The organism is Cohnella zeiphila (assembly GCF_014212055.1).
Lineage (GTDB): Bacteria > Bacillota > Bacilli > Paenibacillales > Paenibacillaceae > Cohnella > Cohnella zeiphila.
Window position 1 is genome coordinate 67406 of the sequence record NZ_JACJVO010000001.1, and the last position, 16727, is coordinate 84132.

Consider the following 16727-nt stretch of genomic DNA (forward strand, 5'->3'; position numbering starts at 1 on the left):
TCCCCGGCGTTTATGGGTCCGTATGACGGGTACGGCATGACCAATGTATCTCCGGCAAATATAGGACCGGCAAATGTATCTCCGGCAAATATGGGACCGGCAAATGTATCCCCGGCAAATGTGGGACCGGCAAATGTCAGCTATGGAACGCAAGTATCTCCGGCCAACATGGGTCAGTACATGGGCTATGGCATGCCGCAAGTATCCCCGGCGAACATGAGTCCGTATCATGGTTACGGAACGACGCAGGTCTCGCCGGCAAACATCGGGCCGTCGAAAGTATCTCCTGTCTCCATGGGTCCGTGCGACTGTTACGGTAACCAGGTATCTCCCGCCGCCGCCTATCCGGGAATGCACGGTTACGGGTTCGGCTATCCGGGCGGCATCTCTCCGCTCTCGCTAGGAACGATTCCGCCGCTCGGCGGGCTGGATGACGACTTCCGGGTCTCGGACGAAAAGTCTCAAGACGCCGCTTCCGAAGTATCGGCCGTCCGGGAGGAGAAGCCGGCCAAAAAGCCTGCGGCGAAGGCAAAAATCAAGGCAAAGCCGTCCTCGGGCGGCTCCAGGCCGAGAAGCAAGCAAAGCCTTCCTTGGGTGAACAGGTAACGATTGCGAATAAGGCCGGAATCCCCGGGTAACAATAGGAAAAAAGCAAAGAAGGGGATTCCGGTGTTCGGATTACGGATCAAAGATCTGAAAAAGCGAATCAAACGATCCAGGCGGCCGGTGTGGTCTCTCGGGATGTGGATCGCCGTCGTGGCGGCCTCCGTCGTCATGGGCTTGATCCTGTCCCGGCAAGCGGTAAATCGATTCGAAGCGGCGTCCGTTCCCGTAACGGACGATTCTTTGCCGACATGGTCGGACAACCTCCCGATCTCTTACGATCCATCCGGTTCGGAGCGAGGCAAGGCGCTGGCCGCCCTGTCGCAATGGAAAGGCGAGGTCGAAATTACGCTGCACCGCGTCTACTTGTGCGGAGAAGAGACGAGGAAGCTGGGGCGCCACACGACGGCCGAAGCGATGGAATTGCTCAAAGCCCATCGCGATTGGAAAGCGGATTTCGGCGAGGAAGGGGTCGTCCGAATGGAAGAGACGGTGGACGACTTTTCGCCGGCGTGCGGCAAAAGCGCTTATGTCGGAATCGATCAGGTCGGCAACGTCTCGCTGTACGACGGACCTCCCCGCAAGGAGAAGGTGCTGCGCACCTTTTTCCAACTGGACGTGAAGTCCTTGGAGAGCAGCATGTCCAAAGAGAAGCTGAAGGAGCTGGCGGACGGAATCCGGGTGACCGACCGCGACGAGTTCAACAGCGTGATGTCGACCTTCAGCGATTACGCGAGAGAGAAGACGGCCGAAGCGCTCAAGCCCATCGAGCCGTAAAAATGCAACGATCGGCAGGCGCCTCCCTTCGAGAGATGGGGGGCGCTTATTGGCGTTCGGCTCTTGTTCTCATTCCTGCCGACATTTGCTATAATCTACTTTGTACCTTATCGACCGATAGAGAGCGGGGACCCCCGACATGCGGGTTTTGGGCATCGACCCGGGCATTGCGATCATGGGCTTCGGCTTCGTGGACAAGCTCGGGCACCGGGTCGTTCCGGTTCAATACGGCTGCATCCAGACGGAGGCGAACACGCCGACCGAGAAGCGGCTGGTGCAAATTTACGAAGCTTCGTGCGAGCTGCTGGACCGGTACCAACCGGAGACGGTTGCCGTGGAGAAGCTGTTTTTTAACAAAAACGTAACGAACGCGTTCAGCGTCGGACAGGCGAGGGGCGTTCTGCTCCTGGCGGCCGCGCAGCGGAACATTCCGGTCGGCGAATATACGCCGATGCAGGTCAAGCAGGCGGTCGTCGGTTACGGCGGGGCCGAGAAGAAGCAGGTGCAGGAGATGGTCAAGCGGCTGCTTCATCTGAGCGCCGTTCCGAAGCCGGACGACGTGGCGGACGCGCTCGCCGTGGCGATCTGCCACGCCCACTCCGTCGGCCTGAACGACAGAATGAACGGAGTGACGCGGGCATGATCGATTTTCTTAGAGGGCGCGTCGTACATATCGAGACGGAATATGTCGTGCTGGACGTGCGGGACGTCGGATACCGGGTATTCGTGCCGAATCCTTACGCGCTGGGCCGAGGGGACGAACCGGTTCAATTGTTCATCCACCACCATGTGCGCGAGGACGCGATTCAGCTGTTCGGCTTTCCGACCCGGGAGGAACAATCGATGTTCCGCCGGTTGCTGGACGTGAACGGCATCGGGCCGAAAGTGGCGCTCGGCGTACTCGCGGGCGGACGTCCGGAGGTGGTGGCCGCGGCGATTCAGCACGAGAATCTCGGCTTTCTGACCAAGCTGCCCGGCATCGGCAAGAAGACGGCGCAGCGCATGATTCTCGATCTGAAGGACAAGCTCGGGCCGGTCGACGCATCGTATGCGGCGGCGCCTTCGTTGCAGCTGACGCTGGAGACGAAGGTCGCCGAAGCGGAAGAATCCAATTGGGCCGCCGCCCGGGAGGCGCTCTCCGGACTCGGTTACCGGGAATCGGAGCTGGACAAGGCTTGGCATACGATGAAGAAAGAGGTTACCGGAGCGGAATCGCCGGATTTCCTGATGAAGAAGGCGCTCCAGCAATTGTTCCAAGGATAAGGCGGGGAGGGAAGGTTAGCGATGGAAGAGAGAATCGTCACCGCCCAGCTGATGATGGAGGACCAGGCGGGGGAGTTCAGCTTGCGTCCCCGCTATTTGGCGGAGTACATCGGCCAGGCGCAGGCCAAAGACAATCTGAAAATTTACATCGAAGCGGCCAAAATGCGGAGCGAGGCGCTCGACCACGTTTTGCTGTACGGTCCTCCGGGGCTCGGCAAGACAACCCTCTCCAACATCATCGCCAATGAGCTGGGCGTGAATATCCGCACGACGAGCGGGCCGGCGATCGAGCGTCCGGGCGACCTGGCGGCGATTCTGACCAATCTTCAGGAGAACGACGTGCTGTTCATCGACGAGATTCACCGGCTGCACCGGACCGTCGAGGAAGTGCTGTACCCGGCGATGGAGGATTACGCGCTCGATTTTATTATCGGCAAGGGGCCGAGCGCCCGTTCCGTGCGGCTCGATCTGCCGAAGTTCACGCTGATCGGGGCGACGACGCGGGCGGGGCTTCTGTCCGCGCCGCTGCGCGACCGGTTCGGCGTCGTCAGCCGCCTGGAATTTTATACGGAAGAAGAGCTGTCCTATATCGTCTCGCGTACGTCGGATCTGCTCGGAGTCGGCATCGTCGGCGACGCGTCGCGGGAGATCGCCCGGCGCTCCCGAGGCACGCCGCGCATCGCCAATCGGCTGCTGAAGCGGGTGCGGGACTACGCCCAGGTGAGGGGCGACGGCATCATTACGGAAGATCTCGCCCATGAGGCGATGGAACGGATACAGGTGGACCCGATGGGGCTCGACGCGATCGATCACAAGATGCTGCAGGCGATGATCGCGAATTATCGCGGCGGACCGGTCGGCGTCGATACGATCGCCGCCTCCATCGGCGAGGAGAGCCAGACGATCGAAGACGTGTACGAACCGTATTTGCTTCAGATCGGCTTCCTTCAGCGAACGCCGAGAGGCCGGGTCGTGACGCCGACGGCTTACCGCCATCTCGGAATACCGGTGCCCGAGAAGCCGTGAGCGGCGGCAGGCGCAACGGTTCGCGCCGATCATTCGACGAACAACCGGCGCTGAAGGTCGTCTATGACGGAGAGTGCAATCTTTGCTTGGCGACGGCCGCCAAACTTCGGGCGATCCGCACCGAATCCCGTCTGGAATGGATTGCGCTGCAGTCGCTGGCATCCGGAGAGACGCCGGCCTGGCCCGCGATCGCGGGCATTCCGCCGGAACGTCTGGCCGCACAGCTTCACGTGACGGACGAAGCCGGCCGGCTTTACGGCGGACCGGAAGCGGTCATGCGGCTGCTCAAGGACGTTCCGTCGCTGAAGTGGCTCGGAGTCGTCGGTTCATGGCCCGGGTTCCGGTCGCTTAGCGGCTGGTTGTACCGGCTCATCGCGCGTTATCGATATCAATTATTCGGACGTAAGGACGCCTGCGATAAAGGCGTCTGCGCCTTGCCGCGCAAGGAACCACCTATTGGAGGGAAATGACGATGATCAAACGGCAAGGATACAAGCTGGCTCGAACGGCGCTCGCGGGCACGTTGCTCGCGGCGATTGCTCTCGGTCAGACGGGCGCGGCCGGCGCCGTCACGGTGCCGGACCGGATCCGCGTCGCCCTGTTTATCGACCTGGGCAGCCAGTACCAGGCATTGACGCCGGCGGTGACGCTCGTCTCGTCGGGAGGGCTGAAGTTCGCCTTGAACGGAGTCGCGCTCGATTCGGCCGAAGCCGGACAATCGGCCCGCTTCGCCGTGGACGGTTACCGGGCGCTGGTGCTGGAGACCGCCGACCTTGATGCTGCGCTGACGGTGATGAAGAAAGTGCAGGCTTCCTCGAACGCGGTTTTCGTGACGATGCTGAGCAAGAAGGGCCGGTCCGTCTATCAGGTGACGGAAGGCAATTACGACACGGCGGCGTCGGCGACGGCCGCGCTGGCCAAGTGGACCGGAGCGGGAGTGGCGGTCGGCGTGCAGACGCTGAGCCAACCGTCCGTACTGGGCCCATGGGCGGTTCAGGCGGGTCCTTATGCGAGCGAAGAGGCGGCCGAGGCGGCTGCCGGCCAATTCGGCGATGCCGGATTGGACGCGTTTGTGGCGATCAAGCCGACCGGCAAAGCCCCCGCCTACTATGTGAGGATCGGCCAAGCGGTCGATGCGGGCGCCCTTGCGGACGTTCAGCAGAAGGTCGCAGCCGCGGGCAAGCTGGCATCGGCATCGGACGCAGGCGATCCGTATGTGACGATCCGCCAGGACATGACGGTGAACGGCGCCGCGAACAAGCCGGTGCCGCTTTATGCGATTCCGTCCGCGGCCGAAACCAAGCTCGCGGTCTCGTCGGCTACCGGCGGCATTCAGGTACTGGAACGAAGCAAGCGATCGTACCGGGGCAGCATGGAGATCAGCGTTCTGAACAAGCATCTGGCGCTGGTGAACGAGCTTCCGCTCGACGAATATTTGTATTCGGTCGTCGGTTCCGAAGTGATCGGCAGCTGGCCCGCCGAGACGCTGAAGGCGCAAGCGGTCGCCGCCCGTTCCTACGCGCTGTCCCTGACGGACGGGTTCAAGATCGCGGACGTCGTCGATACGACGCTCAGCCAGACTTATAACGGCATCGGCGGCGAGAACGATCCGTCGATCGCGGCCGTGAAGGCGACCGCCGGCGAAGTGATGACCTACCAAGGGAAAATCATCGACGCGGTGTTCTCGTCCAACGCCGGAGGCGTAACGGCCGACAACAAGGCGGAAGTATGGGGCAACAACGCGCCTTATTTGGCGAGCGCCGCCGTCAGCCCGGACGAGGGGCCGCAGGACGGCAAGCTGGATTGGTACCGCGTCGCGCTGCCCGATGGGAAGATCGGCTACATTCGCAGCGATCTGCTGACGGACAGCGGTCAGAAAAACGCGGCGGGAATCGAGCTGTATCAGGCGACGGGCAACGACGTGGCGGTTCGTCCCTCCCCTCAAGTGTCGGAGACGGCCGACCCGATCGACAGGGTCAACGCCGGCGATCAGGTCGTCGTTCTGGAGAAGGTGCCGGAATATACGAACTATGCTTGGGTCGAAGGCCCGTTGTCCGCCGCTCAGCTCCAATCGTCCATAAACAAAAAAGCGACATCGAGTAGCCGCATCCAGGGGGATCTGCGAACGCTCGAAGTGTCCGCCAAAGGACCGTCCGGCCGGGCCACGCAGCTCACGGCCAACGGTTCGCCCGTCGACGTCGGCTATCCCGACAATTTGCGCGGCGCGCTGGGCGGAATCAAGAGCACGCTGATCGACATCGAGGAGACGGGACGCTACACGGCGATCGGCGCGAACGGCCAGAAGAAAGATTTCGCGGGGGACGCTTCCTCCGTTCAGATCCTGGGAGCCTCCGGAGACGCTCGCGCGGCAGGCGGCGGCAACCTCTACATACTTGGGGCCAAAGACGAGCTGCGGGCGGCGACGACGGATTCGGAATTCATCATCCGCGGCAAAGGGTACGGACACGGTCTCGGCATGTCCCAATGGGGGGCCAAAGGGCTGGCGGACAAAGGGTATGACTATCAATCGATTCTGAAATACTACTATAAAGACGTAACGATCGAGAAGGATGGCACGGAATGAACGTAAGCGATTTTGACTTCGACTTGCCGGAGCGGCTGATCGCGCAGACGCCGCTCGCGGAGCGGACCGCCTCCAGGCTGCTCGTTCTGCACAAGGACACCGGCGAGACGGAGCATTTGCAGTTTCGCGATCTGATCGGTTTTTTGCGGCCGGGCGACACGCTGGTGCTGAACGATACCAAGGTCATCCCGGCCCGGCTGTACGGCATCAAGCCGGATACGGGCGCCAAGGTCGAAGTTTTGCTGCTCAAAAGGCTGGAAGGCGATTCGTGGGAAGCGCTCGTTCGTCCCGGCAAAAAAATTCGCCGGGGAACGCTCCTGCATTTCGGCTCCCAAGAAGGAACGGAAGCGAAACCTCTTCTCTCCGCGGTCGTAGAAGAGGAAGGAGAGATGGGAGCGAGAACGATCCGGTTCGAGTACGAGGGGATCTTCAACGAGCTGCTCGACCGGCTGGGCCAGATGCCGCTGCCTCCGTACATCAAGGAGCGGCTGGAAGACCGCGACCGTTACCAGACGGTCTATTCGCGGCATGAAGGGTCGGCTGCGGCGCCGACGGCGGGGCTTCATTTTACGGAAGATTATTTGAAGCGAATCGAGGAAGCGGGCGTCCGGCTGTGCCGCATTACGCTTCACGTCGGCATCGGAACGTTCCGGCCCGTGACGGCCGAGGAAGTAACCGAGCATGAGATGCATGCCGAATGGTATTCGGTCAGCGAGGAGAGCGCCGCGCTGCTGAACCGCGCCAAGGCCGAGGGCGGGCGCATCGTCGCCGTCGGAACGACATCTTCGCGCACGCTGGAGACGATTGGCGAGCGGTTTGAAGGCGCACGGATCGAAGCTTGCAGCGGCTGGACCGACATTTTCATTTATCCGGGTTATCGCTTCCGTCTTGTCGACGCGCTGCTTACGAACTTCCACCTGCCGCGCTCGACGCTGGTCATGCTCGTCAGCGCTCTGGCCGGCCGGGAGGCCGTGCTGAACGCGTACCGGGAAGCCGTCGAACGGGAATACCGCTTCTTCAGCTTCGGCGACGCCATGTTCATCGTCTGATCGTCCGGCCTGTTGCCATGAGGACCTGAATCGCGTCACTTTTTTGAGAAAGTGTGGATTGAAATATGTCAGCCATTCGCTACGAATTGATCAAAACTTGCGCTCAGACGGGAGCGCGTCTCGGACGGGTTCATACGCCGCACGGGTCGTTCGATACGCCGACGTTTATGCCGGTCGGCACCCAGGCCACGGTCAAAGGCGTCAGTCCGGAAGAGTTGAAGGCGCTCGATGCCAAAATCATTTTGAGCAACACGTATCACTTGTTCTTGCGTCCGGGGCACGAGTTGGTGCGAGAGGCCGGGGGCTTGCACAAGTTCATGAACTGGGACCGGCCGATTCTGACCGACAGCGGCGGCTTCCAGGTGTTCTCTCTGAGCGAACGGCGCAAAATTACGGAGGAAGGCGTCACGTTCCGCTCCCATCTGAACGGCGACAAGCTGTTCCTCTCTCCCGAGGTCGCGACGGCCGTCCAGAACGCGCTCGGCTCCGATATCATGATGGCGTTCGACGAGTGTCCTCCCTACCCGGCCGAATACGATTACGTCAAGCAGTCGACTGAACGAACGAGCCGCTGGGCCGAACGCTGCCTGAAGGCGCATGCCCGTCCGCACGACCAAGGGCTGTTCGCTATCGTCCAAGGAGGCATGTTCAAAGACTTGCGCAAGATGAGCGCGCAGGATTTGACTTCCCTGGATTTTCCGGGGTATGCTATGGGTGGACTGAGCGTAGGCGAGCCCAAGCCGCTGATGTACGAAATGCTGGAGGAGACGGTTCCGTACTTGCCGACAGGCAAGCCTCGCTATCTGATGGGCGTCGGATCTCCCGATTGTCTGGTCGAAGGCAGCATGCGCGGCATCGACATGTTCGATTGCGTTCTGCCGACGCGCATCGCGCGCAACGGCACGGCCATGACCAGCCAAGGCCGGCTGGTGGTGAAGAACGCGAAGTACGTCAGCGATTTCGGTCCGCTGGACCCGGAATGCTCCTGTTACGCCTGCCGTCACTATTCCCGGGCTTACATACGCCATCTGATTCGGGCGGACGAGATGTTCGGCCTCCGTCTGACGACGATCCATAATCTGCACTTCCTGGTCAACCTGATGGAACAGGTACGGGAAGCGATCCGGGAAGACCGGCTGCGCGATTTCAGGGATGAATTTTTTGACAAATACGGCATGGCCGCCAACGAGAGCGGATTCTGATTCGTGAAAGGAGGTTATGAATAGATGGGCAGTTATGCGTCATTGATTCCGTTGGTGTTGATGTTCGTCATCTTCTACTTCTTGCTCATTCGGCCGCAGCAGAGAAAGTCCAAGGATCGCAATTCCATGCTCCGCGCGCTGAAGAAGGGCGATAAAGTGACGACGATCGGCGGGCTTCACGGCACGATCGTCGAATTGACCGACGACATCGCCGTACTCAAGGTGAACGACGTGACGAAGCTCACGTTCGACCGGTCGGCGGTCAACAACGTGACGGCTCGCGGCGAGACGAAGACGGACAAGCCGGAGAAATCGGGAGCCAAGTCGGAAGCGAAATCCGAAGCGAAAGCTAAGGAAGAGACGTCGACCGAAGCCAGCGTTTGATCGGCAAGCAGAACAAAGCCCTACCTCCTGAACAGGAGGTAGGGCTTTGTTGTGTTTAAGGCTATATCGGGGGCTCCCCCAAAAGGAATCGGAATTCACTTCAGAGCATCATGTTACTTTTGGTTTAAGAACCGGTCGATCGGGACGTTGCCGTCAACCATTTGCGTTCGCTCTCGCGCTTTTCTTCCGCCGCTCCGGACGGGCTCCGCGCGAGCCGATCTCCGATCTTCAATCCGGCCCAGCTGACGAATACGGCCAGGCATAAGCCGCCGATCATATCCGTAAACCAATGGATGCCCAGGTAGAAGATCGTGAACAGGATGATTGCGGCGTTTGCCGCCGTGAACCAGGCCCAACGCCGATTGCCGGAACGGGCCGCGATCAGGGCCATCGTCACCGAGATGGACGTATGCAGGCTGGGGAAGCAGTTGTTCAATCCCGACAGCTGGCGGTACTCCGTCTCGAAATTCGGAAACGTCTGCAGAATGAGAAAGTGAATGCTTGGAGAAACGGACCATGCCTCGTTCACCGGAACGAATAAGAAAAACGGCACGGCGATCAAATAATTCAGCAGAATGGCTACGCTGAATGCGTAGTATAGCCGCAAGTTGCCGTAGAACGTATAAATGCCGATCGAAGCGACCAGAACGGCTTGCAGCAGGATCAAATAAAAGTAGGAGCTGACGAAGGTCAGCCAATCGGACCGGAGGGCCCGCTGCAGCGCTCCCTGCCAGCTTCCTTCCCAGCCGCTCAACGCGGAAGTCAAATTGTAATGGACGGGAAGCAGCTCTTCCAGCTTCATCTCGTACTTGTTCACGAGCAGGATGGCGACCAGCGAGACGAAGACGAACAAATACTTCGGGGAGGCTAGGAGCGACCGCACAAAGACGTAAGCGGGAGCGAGAGGCTGTCTGCCGGTTCCATACCAGAGCAGAGCCGCCACCGTAACGAGAGTGTAGCCCGTAACGGATATCATCGAATGGAATACGGCCACAAGTGCGATCCTCCTCATTTTTTCCCGCTGATCGAAGCACCGTCCTAGTATATCATAATTTGTATTAGAAAACCCAAAGTGGGGGTTATTTCCTCCTGGCCTGCCCGCCGCCCGTATTCACTCCCAGCATGCCGCCGAAGGCGCCTGCGGCCGCCGCGATTCCGAGCAGCAGCGCGATGCGGGGCGTCCAGCCGATGTCATGGGCCAGAAAGCTGGAGATCAGCACGAGAATCGCATACGTCAATCCGATTCCGAGACCGATGGACCATCCTTTGTGTCCGGCGCGGCGAGCCGAGACAAAGCCTCCGCAGCAGGACGCGAACCCGTGAATGCCGAATACCCAGGGCACGGTGTCGGCCTCGGCCATCGACGTTCCGTAAAGCATGAGGGACAGAACGATCGTGCCGATCGCCAGCCAAATGACGGACCACAAAATGCCGGACAGCAAAGGGGAAGCGATACGAAATCCGGTTACGGGGGCAACGGGCTTCATTGAAGGAACACGCTCCTTTGTTCGCAGGGTTTGTATCAGCCTATGGCGAAACCCCGCAAGCTAGTACATAAATCGGGGACGGGCCGCCTTCCCGGGCCTGGATGCCATATTTTCCACAGGAGCGAGGCGGTATGAGCTTCCGGGACCGGGGTGACACTACAAGGCGCGGCTTTCTTGCGGGTGCATGAGTACAGGAAAGGGATCGCGGTCCCGTTCGCTGTTATCCCGCCGGAAGCGCCTTAAGCGACAGAGGAGGGGCCGATAATGGAAATGACGCCCATTCTGCTTCGTACGGTGCTGATGTACCTGTTTATTTATTTGATGCTCCGATTGATGGGCAAGCGGGAGATCGGCAAGCTGTCTGTCTTCGATATGGTGATCTCGATCATGATCGCCGAGATTGCGGTCATCTCTATCGAGGATACGAAGCGGTCCGTCTGGACGGCGATCGTTCCGATCGCGATGCTGGCGCTGATTCAGCTCGGCATCGCCCGGCTGTCTTTGCGCAACCGCCGCGTGCGTCTCTGGTTCGACGGCACGCCGAGCGTGCTGATCCGGAACGGAGAGCTCAATTGGCGGGAGATGCGCAAGCTTCGTTACAATCTCGACGATCTGATGACCCAGCTTCGCGAGAACAAGCTGGACGATATCGGGGAAGTGGAGTGGGCCATTCTTGAATCGAGCGGCAAGCTGTCCGTTCAACCCAAGAAGCAGGGCATGCCGCCGGGCCGGGCCGAGGCGCCGCCTTCGCCGGAATCCTCGGGCTCTCCGGACTTTGAAGCCGAGTCTTCCGCCAAGCCGGAAGGCGAAGAGCCGAAGTTCCGCTTCGAGCTGCTGCCGATTCCGCTGATCATGGACGGCGCGGTGCAGGACCGGAACCTGGAACAGATCGGGAAAAACCGGTTCTGGCTCAAGAACGAGCTGCGGGAGCGAGGCATCCGCAGCTTCGGCCAGGTTTTCCTATGCACGATGGACCATCGGGGCAAGCTCTATATCGGGCGCAAAAAGTAGTTATCGGAACAATCGGCCGATAAACGGAATTCGCTGCACATCGAACCTGTCGATAAGCCTTAGCCAGATCAGGAGCAGCAAATAGACGGCGGTAGCGGACGCGGCGGCGGCCGCCAGCTTGAGGGGGCCTCCCGCGAAGTTCTCCAGATTCCAGATCCAGAGGGCGACCGCGCCGGTGACGATCATGGCCGAGAGCACTTTCAGGAAATCGAGCGGGAGCATGCGGAAACCGGTCAATCGGGCCACGCTGATCCAATGCAGCAGCGTGACCAGCGCGATATTGCAAGCGATGGCGATAATGACGCCGTCCATGCCGAGGTCCGGCCGCGAAGCCAAGCGGACGATAAGAAACAGCTTGATCATCGCTCCGACGAACGAGTTGAGCAAGGCCGTTCCCGGACGATCGAGCGCTTGGAGCGCGGCCTGCAGCGGCGCCTGCATATAGAGAAGAATGCCGACGACGGAGAGCCATCGCAGCATGCCGGCCATCGAATCGTCTCCATAGATCAGGGAGCAGATCGGATGAGCGAGCAGTCCCATCATCGCGATGAAGGGCGCTCCCGTCACGATGGCCAGCCGCATCGATTGATGAAGGCGCTTCTGAATGCCCGCCCGGTCGCCGCGGGCGGCCGCTTCCGACAGCGCGGGAACGAGAGAGACGGCCAGGGAAAAGGTGAGCGCGCCGGGCAGCGTCAGCAGCGGAATGACCATTCCTTGGAGCGCTCCGTACTGGGCCGTCGCCAAAGATGCGGCCACGCCTGCGGCAACGAGGCTGCGGGTCGTCAGAATCGATTCCAGCAGGTAAGATAAAGAGCCGATCAGCCTGCTCCCCGTTACGGGCATAGCGATGCCCAGCAGCGTTCGGGACAGACGCCGGCGATCATTCGCCGCAGCAGGCGATTCGGGGGACGGGTCCGGAGAGGGCTCGTCCCTTTTGGCATGGCGTGATTTAGGCGATTTGACGTCTTTGCGTACCTGCACCCAGAGAATGAGCAGGCCGGCCAGCTCCCCGATCGCCATGCCGGCGACCGCTCCGGCAGCCGCGATCTCCAGCCCGTACGGGACGAGTATAGACGTGAGCAATAGCGACAGCACGATGCGGACGATCGACTCCGTCGTCTGCGAGTAAGCGGTCGGAAGCATGTTCTGTTTGCCCTGGAAGTAGCCGCGCCAGACGGAGGAGATGGCTACCATAGGGAGAATGGGGATCATGACGAGAAAGGCGGTGTGCACCCGCGGATCGGTCATGACGACGGTCGCGATCCATTCGGCCATGGCCAGGCAGGCCGCCGCCGCCGCGCAGCTGGCGAACACCGCGATGGACATCGCGAACCGCACGATCTTCTTCACGTCGCCGCTTCGGCCGGCGGTATCGGCTTCGGCTACCATCTTCGCGACGGCGAGCGGCAAGCCGCCGGTAATGACCGTCAGGATGACGATCATGAAAGGATACACCAACTGAATGAGGCCGACGCCTTCGACGCCGATAATGCGAGGCAGCGCGATCCTCGGCACGAAGCCGAGCAGCCGGTTGACGAGGCCCGCGGCCAGAAGGATCATGGCGCCTTGAATAAACGATTGCTTGCGCAGCGACATCGGTCCACCTCTTTTTTTCCGATAAAGGTACATGCTCTAATCTTATGCGGGGGCCGGTCCGCTTCATGCCAATGTTTGTCCCGGCCGGCGCGGCGCCCTCGGGCAGGAATTCGGCACCGGGCGGAGAAGTTAAAGAGGAGAGCATGTACGCCGCGGGAAGCGGAAGGAGGAGCGGGGATGTCGGAGACGGAACCGAAAGCGGAGACCGAACTCGGGGAGGAAGAGCTGAGCCGGGTCGTCCGGGAGCTGTGCGAGACGAAGGCGGAGGAGTTCCATCTGCTCGGATACGACCAGGTGACGGGACCGGACGTCTGGGAATGCGTCAGCGACAAGTACCACAAGAAAGGTACGCCTCCGCTGCACGCGATCGTGAACGATATTTTGTCGTTAAGAGTGACGCAGTTCATGAACTTCATCACTTTGAATCTTTATCGCGGCGAGCGGCGCTAGACCGTTCGCGCCCGAAGGGCAGCCCGACGTCCGTACCGGCGGCGGGCTGCCCTTATTTTGGCGCGCTCTTCCAAGGACCGCGGGCAAATTGACTTCCTTTAAAACGCGTAGGTATAATAGGAACATTGAGAATCGAAAGGGGACCGCACGACACAATGAAACGACTGCTCGCTTTCGTGGTTGTCGTACTCGTAGCGTTTGGGCTTATCGCATGGACAAGCCCGGGCCTGCTGAATTCGACAAAACTCGGGCTGGATCTGAAAGGCGGCTTCGAGATCCTTTACGAAGCGCAACCGCTTACGGAAGGCGGTACGGTTACCAAGGACTCGTTGAAGCAAACGGCGATCAGCCTGGAGAAGCGCGCCAACAAGACGGGCGTCGCCGAACCCGAAGTGACGACGGAAGGCAAGAACCGAATCCGCGTCAAGATCGCGGGCGTCACGGACGAGAAGAAGGTCCGGGAAATGATGAAGAAGCCGGCCGACCTGGAGTTCCGGAGCGCGGACGGCTGCAAAAGCGACACCGATTATTGCAAAGTCGAGCTTGTAGGGAGCGACTTCGTAGAAGGCGCCGCCAAGGTCGTCTACGACTCGCTCAACCAACCGCTCATTGAAATCAAGGTTAAAGACAAGAGCAAGCTGGCCGATGTCTCGACCCGTCTTGTGAACAAAGTGTTGGCCATCTACCTCGACGACGACATGCTGTCCGATCCGGTCGTTCAACAGCCGCTTACCGACGGCTCGGCGACGATCTCCGGCCAACGCACGCCGGCCGAGGCCAAGGATCTGGCCGACGTCATCAACCTGGGCGCGCTGCCGCTTAAGTTGACCGAGAAATATACCCAGAGCGTCGGCGCGACGCTGGGGCAGAAATCGCTGGAAGACACGGCCATCGCGGGCGCCGTCGCATCCGTCGCCATTCTATTGTTCATGCTTATTTTCTATCGGCTGCCCGGCGTCGTCGCCAGCGTCTGTCTGATCGTGTTCGTCTGGGTGCTGGTGATCGCGTTCTGGCTGATGAACGCCACCTTGACGCTGCCCGGAATCGCGGCGTTCGTGCTCGGCATCGGCATCGCGGTCGACACGAACATCATAACGGCCGAACGGATCAAGGACGAGATCCGCAACGGCAAAAGCATTGCCTCGGCGCTGCGGTCCGGCAACAAGAACAGCTTCCGGACGGTCATCGACGCGCATATTACGAACATTATCGCCGCGGGCGTGCTTTACTTCATCGGTCAAGGATCGGTCAAGGGCTTTGCGGTCGTCCAGCTTGCGAGCATCATCATCAATATTTTGACGAACCTCTTCCTCACGCGGTTTTTGCTGCACCTGCTGGTGAAGAGCGGGCGCTTCAACAAACCGTCTTACTATGGCGTGAAGGGGGATGAGATCCGTGCGCTATAAGTTCAAAAACTACGATTTCGTCAAAGCGAGCAAAACCTTCTTCATTGTCTCGGCTATTCTGACGCTGCTAGGCATTGCATCGCTGTCGATCTTCGGTTTGAACTACGGCATCGACTTCCAGTCCGGTTCTTCGGTCGACATCTCCGTTACCAAGAAGATCGACAAGACGCAGCTGGAGGGCTTTATCGATTCCGAACAATTCGGCAAATACACGATGACGGCGGGCAGCGAACGCGTCTCGCTGCGTTTCGAGAAATCGCTCAGCGAAGAGCAGCAGGAGAAGCTGGAAGACGACTTCAAAGCGAAGTTCGACGACAAGGCGGCGTTCGAGGTCAACATCGTCGACGTCGACATCGCCCGCGAACAGGAGACCAACGCGCTGTACGGCATTCTGATCGCGAGCCTCGGCATCGTCATCTACGTCGCGATTCGCTTTGAATGGCGGTTCGCCGTGGCGGCGGTCATCTCGCTGCTCCATGACGCCTTTATCGTCATCACGCTGTTCTCGCTTTTACGATTGGAAGTAAACTTGCCTTTTATCGTCGCCATTCTGACCATCGTAGGTTATTCCATCAACGATACCGTCGTTATCTTCGACCGGATTCGGGAAAATCTGCGCTTTGCGAAGCTCAAAACGGACGAAGATCTGAAAACGCTCGTCAACAACAGCGTCAGCCAGACGCTGACGCGTTCCGTCAATACCGTCATGACCGTCGCTTTCGCGGCTATCTGTCTGTTCGTCTTCGGCAGCGAATCGATCAAAATGTTCTCGCTGGCCATGATCTTCGGCCTGATCTGCGGCGCGTATTCGTCCATCTTCATCGCCAGCCCGATCTGGCTGCTGCTGCGCCGCAGATCCAAACCGAAGAAACCTGTCAAAGCGCAAAGCGCTTCGAATTAATCGAACGCAATGGGGGAGGCACGCCAACATGACGGAACTTCGCGGCTGTAACGCCGAACACGGAACCAAGGTCGCCGTGCTGGGCTTGCTCGGATTGTCCGTCATCAAGGGGACGGCCGGTTGGCTGACCGGAAGCCGGGCGCTGATGGCGGACGCGTGCCATTCCGCCGCCGATTTCGCCGGTGCGACCACTTCGTATCTGGAGATGAGACGAGCCGGCCGGACTCCTCGGATGCAAGCGTCGGAAGAACGGCTGCCGCCCGAAGCGGTGGCCAGCGTCGTTCTGTCCGCCCTGCTGCTGGTGGCGGGCTTGGAGATCGGACTGAACTCGCTGCGCCGGATGATCGTCGGGGTCGACGAGGCGCCGGGGTGGGGCGCGGTGGCGGTCATCGTTCTGGGCATCGGGATTCGGGAAGGGCTCGTCCGTTACCGGAAGCGGTACGAATCGCGGCTGGGGTTGCGGTCGGACTCGCTTCGCGCCGAGAATCGCTCGGACATCTTCGCCTCGCTGACCGCGCTGGTCGGCACCGTCGGAGCCATGGGCGGCGATCTGTTGAACATGCCGGTGCTGTATGTGCTGGACCCCGCGGCGGGGATTGTCATCGGCGTCTTCGTCATCCGGTCGGGCTGCCAGCTCGTTCTTGGCGTCATGAAGTCCGCCGCCAGGCGCAATCTGAACGAAGTCGACCTGCAAGCGCTGCTCGAAGCGGTGCAACGGGTGGACGGCGTCGTCGCCGTCGACGATCTGAAAGCCAAGGAACAGGGCCATTACGTCGTCGTCGAGATGATCATTCGGGTCAATCCGCGCATTACGGTATATGAAGGAAACGATATCGCGCAGCGGGTTCGGAGACAGCTGACGAAGCGGTTCCTTCATGTCACGGATGCCCATATTCACGTTCAGCCGTACGATCCCGGTTATCCATACAAGTCCAATCATCACGAGGAAGAGATGACCTCTCTTCTGCAGTGAGCGGGACAGCTCCGT

The 16727-nt window shown here is 60.1% G+C and carries 18 protein-coding genes; 15 read left to right on the top strand and 3 right to left on the bottom strand.

Annotated elements, in window-relative coordinates:
- From H7C18_RS00305 to yajC, 10 genes are all read left to right on the top strand, one after another.
- Positions 1-606, top strand: a 606-nt coding sequence (locus H7C18_RS00305; protein WP_420481820.1) for a hypothetical protein, incomplete at its 5' end; no start/stop codon positions are given.
- 63 nt (positions 607-669) lie between these two features.
- Positions 670-1380, top strand: coding sequence for a BofC C-terminal domain-containing protein (locus H7C18_RS35660; RefSeq protein ID WP_185127011.1), 711 nt, complete (start codon positions 670-672; stop codon positions 1378-1380).
- A 139-nt stretch (positions 1381-1519) separates the two neighbouring features.
- Positions 1520-2023: a crossover junction endodeoxyribonuclease RuvC gene (gene ruvC / locus H7C18_RS00315; protein WP_185127012.1), complete on the top strand. Its 504-nt coding sequence runs from the start codon at positions 1520-1522 to the stop codon at positions 2021-2023.
- The gene (gene ruvA, locus H7C18_RS00320; protein WP_185127013.1) at positions 2020-2643 is read left to right on the top strand and encodes a Holliday junction branch migration protein RuvA; all 624 of its coding nucleotides are present in this window, start codon (positions 2020-2022) and stop codon (positions 2641-2643) included. The genes ruvC and ruvA overlap by 4 nt, the downstream gene beginning before the upstream one ends.
- Positions 2644-2664: 21 nt before the next feature.
- A complete protein-coding gene (gene ruvB, locus H7C18_RS00325; protein ID WP_185127014.1) occupies positions 2665-3669 on the top strand; it encodes a Holliday junction branch migration DNA helicase RuvB in 1005 nt (334 codons plus the stop codon).
- Positions 3666-4139: a DCC1-like thiol-disulfide oxidoreductase family protein gene (locus H7C18_RS00330; protein ID WP_185127015.1), complete on the top strand. Its 474-nt coding sequence runs from the start codon at positions 3666-3668 to the stop codon at positions 4137-4139. Before ruvB ends, H7C18_RS00330 begins: the two co-directional genes overlap by 4 nt.
- A 2-nt stretch (positions 4140-4141) precedes the next feature.
- Positions 4142-6253, top strand: coding sequence for a SpoIID/LytB domain-containing protein (locus tag H7C18_RS00335; RefSeq protein ID WP_185127016.1), 2112 nt, complete (start codon positions 4142-4144; stop codon positions 6251-6253).
- Positions 6250-7302 carry a tRNA preQ1(34) S-adenosylmethionine ribosyltransferase-isomerase QueA gene (queA, locus tag H7C18_RS00340; protein ID WP_185127017.1) on the top strand — a complete coding sequence of 351 codons (1053 nt, stop codon included), beginning with the start codon at positions 6250-6252 and terminating at the stop codon, positions 7300-7302. The genes H7C18_RS00335 and queA overlap by 4 nt, the downstream gene beginning before the upstream one ends.
- 65 nt (positions 7303-7367) lie before the next feature.
- Entirely contained in the window at positions 7368-8504 is a 1137-nt protein-coding gene (tgt, locus tag H7C18_RS00345) for a tRNA guanosine(34) transglycosylase Tgt (RefSeq protein WP_185127018.1), read from the top strand.
- 24 nt (positions 8505-8528) lie between these two features.
- On the top strand, positions 8529-8888 hold the full coding sequence (gene yajC, locus H7C18_RS00350; protein WP_185127019.1) for a preprotein translocase subunit YajC: 360 nt from the start codon (positions 8529-8531) through the stop codon (positions 8886-8888).
- A gap of 124 nt (positions 8889-9012) precedes the next feature.
- On the opposite strand, the gene H7C18_RS00355 is transcribed toward yajC, so the two are convergent.
- Both H7C18_RS00355 and H7C18_RS00360 read right to left on the bottom strand, forming a co-directional pair.
- Positions 9013-9882, bottom strand: a complete 870-nt coding sequence (locus H7C18_RS00355) for a phosphatase PAP2 family protein (RefSeq protein ID WP_185127020.1) — start codon at positions 9880-9882, stop codon at positions 9013-9015.
- 85 nt (positions 9883-9967) lie between these two features.
- On the bottom strand, positions 9968-10375 hold the full coding sequence (locus H7C18_RS00360) for a TIGR04086 family membrane protein (RefSeq protein WP_185127021.1): 408 nt from the start codon (positions 10373-10375) through the stop codon (positions 9968-9970).
- Positions 10376-10639: 264 nt separating this feature from the next.
- On the opposite strand from H7C18_RS00360, the gene H7C18_RS00365 reads away from it, so the two are divergent.
- Positions 10640-11386 (top strand): YetF domain-containing protein, encoded by a 747-nt coding sequence (locus H7C18_RS00365; RefSeq protein ID WP_185127022.1) that lies wholly within the window; start codon positions 10640-10642, stop codon positions 11384-11386.
- On the opposite strand, the gene spoVB is transcribed toward H7C18_RS00365, so the two are convergent.
- Positions 11387-12982: a stage V sporulation protein B gene (spoVB, locus tag H7C18_RS00370; RefSeq protein ID WP_185127023.1), complete on the bottom strand. Its 1596-nt coding sequence runs from the start codon at positions 12980-12982 to the stop codon at positions 11387-11389.
- A 177-nt stretch (positions 12983-13159) separates the two neighbouring features.
- Between spoVB and H7C18_RS00375 the strand changes: the two genes are divergently transcribed.
- The 4 genes from H7C18_RS00375 to H7C18_RS00390 all read left to right on the top strand — a co-directional run bounded on the left by H7C18_RS00375 (position 13160) and on the right by H7C18_RS00390 (position 16712).
- Positions 13160-13432: a post-transcriptional regulator gene (locus tag H7C18_RS00375; protein WP_185127024.1), complete on the top strand. Its 273-nt coding sequence runs from the start codon at positions 13160-13162 to the stop codon at positions 13430-13432.
- Positions 13433-13587: 155 nt separating this feature from the next.
- Positions 13588-14838, top strand: a complete 1251-nt coding sequence (gene secD, locus H7C18_RS00380) for a protein translocase subunit SecD (RefSeq protein WP_185127025.1) — start codon at positions 13588-13590, stop codon at positions 14836-14838.
- Positions 14828-15739: a protein translocase subunit SecF gene (gene secF, locus H7C18_RS00385; protein WP_185127026.1), complete on the top strand. Its 912-nt coding sequence runs from the start codon at positions 14828-14830 to the stop codon at positions 15737-15739. The genes secD and secF overlap by 11 nt, the downstream gene beginning before the upstream one ends.
- A gap of 28 nt (positions 15740-15767) precedes the next feature.
- A complete protein-coding gene (locus H7C18_RS00390; RefSeq protein WP_185127027.1) occupies positions 15768-16712 on the top strand; it encodes a cation diffusion facilitator family transporter in 945 nt (314 codons plus the stop codon).
- Positions 16713-16727: the final 15 nt, after the last annotated feature.

What these genes read in the sequence shown, in the direction of transcription:
- H7C18_RS00375 (WP_185127024.1), top strand. Translation starts at nt 13,160, where the DNA reads ATGTCGGAGACGGAACCGAAAGCGGAGACCGAACTCGGGGAGGAAGAG.
- H7C18_RS00365 (WP_185127022.1), top strand. Translation starts at nt 10,640, where the DNA reads ATGGAAATGACGCCCATTCTGCTTCGTACGGTGCTGATGTACCTGTTT.
- ruvA (WP_185127013.1), top strand. Translation starts at nt 2,020, where the DNA reads ATGATCGATTTTCTTAGAGGGCGCGTCGTACATATCGAGACGGAATAT.
- tgt (WP_185127018.1), top strand. Translation starts at nt 7,368, where the DNA reads ATGTCAGCCATTCGCTACGAATTGATCAAAACTTGCGCTCAGACGGGA.
- ruvB (WP_185127014.1), top strand. Translation starts at nt 2,665, where the DNA reads ATGGAAGAGAGAATCGTCACCGCCCAGCTGATGATGGAGGACCAGGCG.
- H7C18_RS00335 (WP_185127016.1), top strand. Translation starts at nt 4,142, where the DNA reads ATGATCAAACGGCAAGGATACAAGCTGGCTCGAACGGCGCTCGCGGGC.
- secD (WP_185127025.1), top strand. Translation starts at nt 13,588, where the DNA reads ATGAAACGACTGCTCGCTTTCGTGGTTGTCGTACTCGTAGCGTTTGGG.
- H7C18_RS00390 (WP_185127027.1), top strand. Translation starts at nt 15,768, where the DNA reads ATGACGGAACTTCGCGGCTGTAACGCCGAACACGGAACCAAGGTCGCC.
- ruvC (WP_185127012.1), top strand. Translation starts at nt 1,520, where the DNA reads ATGCGGGTTTTGGGCATCGACCCGGGCATTGCGATCATGGGCTTCGGC.
- spoVB (WP_185127023.1), bottom strand. Translation starts at nt 12,982, where the DNA reads ATGTCGCTGCGCAAGCAATCGTTTATTCAAGGCGCCATGATCCTTCTG.
- H7C18_RS00360 (WP_185127021.1), bottom strand. Translation starts at nt 10,375, where the DNA reads ATGAAGCCCGTTGCCCCCGTAACCGGATTTCGTATCGCTTCCCCTTTG.
- yajC (WP_185127019.1), top strand. Translation starts at nt 8,529, where the DNA reads ATGGGCAGTTATGCGTCATTGATTCCGTTGGTGTTGATGTTCGTCATC.
- queA (WP_185127017.1), top strand. Translation starts at nt 6,250, where the DNA reads ATGAACGTAAGCGATTTTGACTTCGACTTGCCGGAGCGGCTGATCGCG.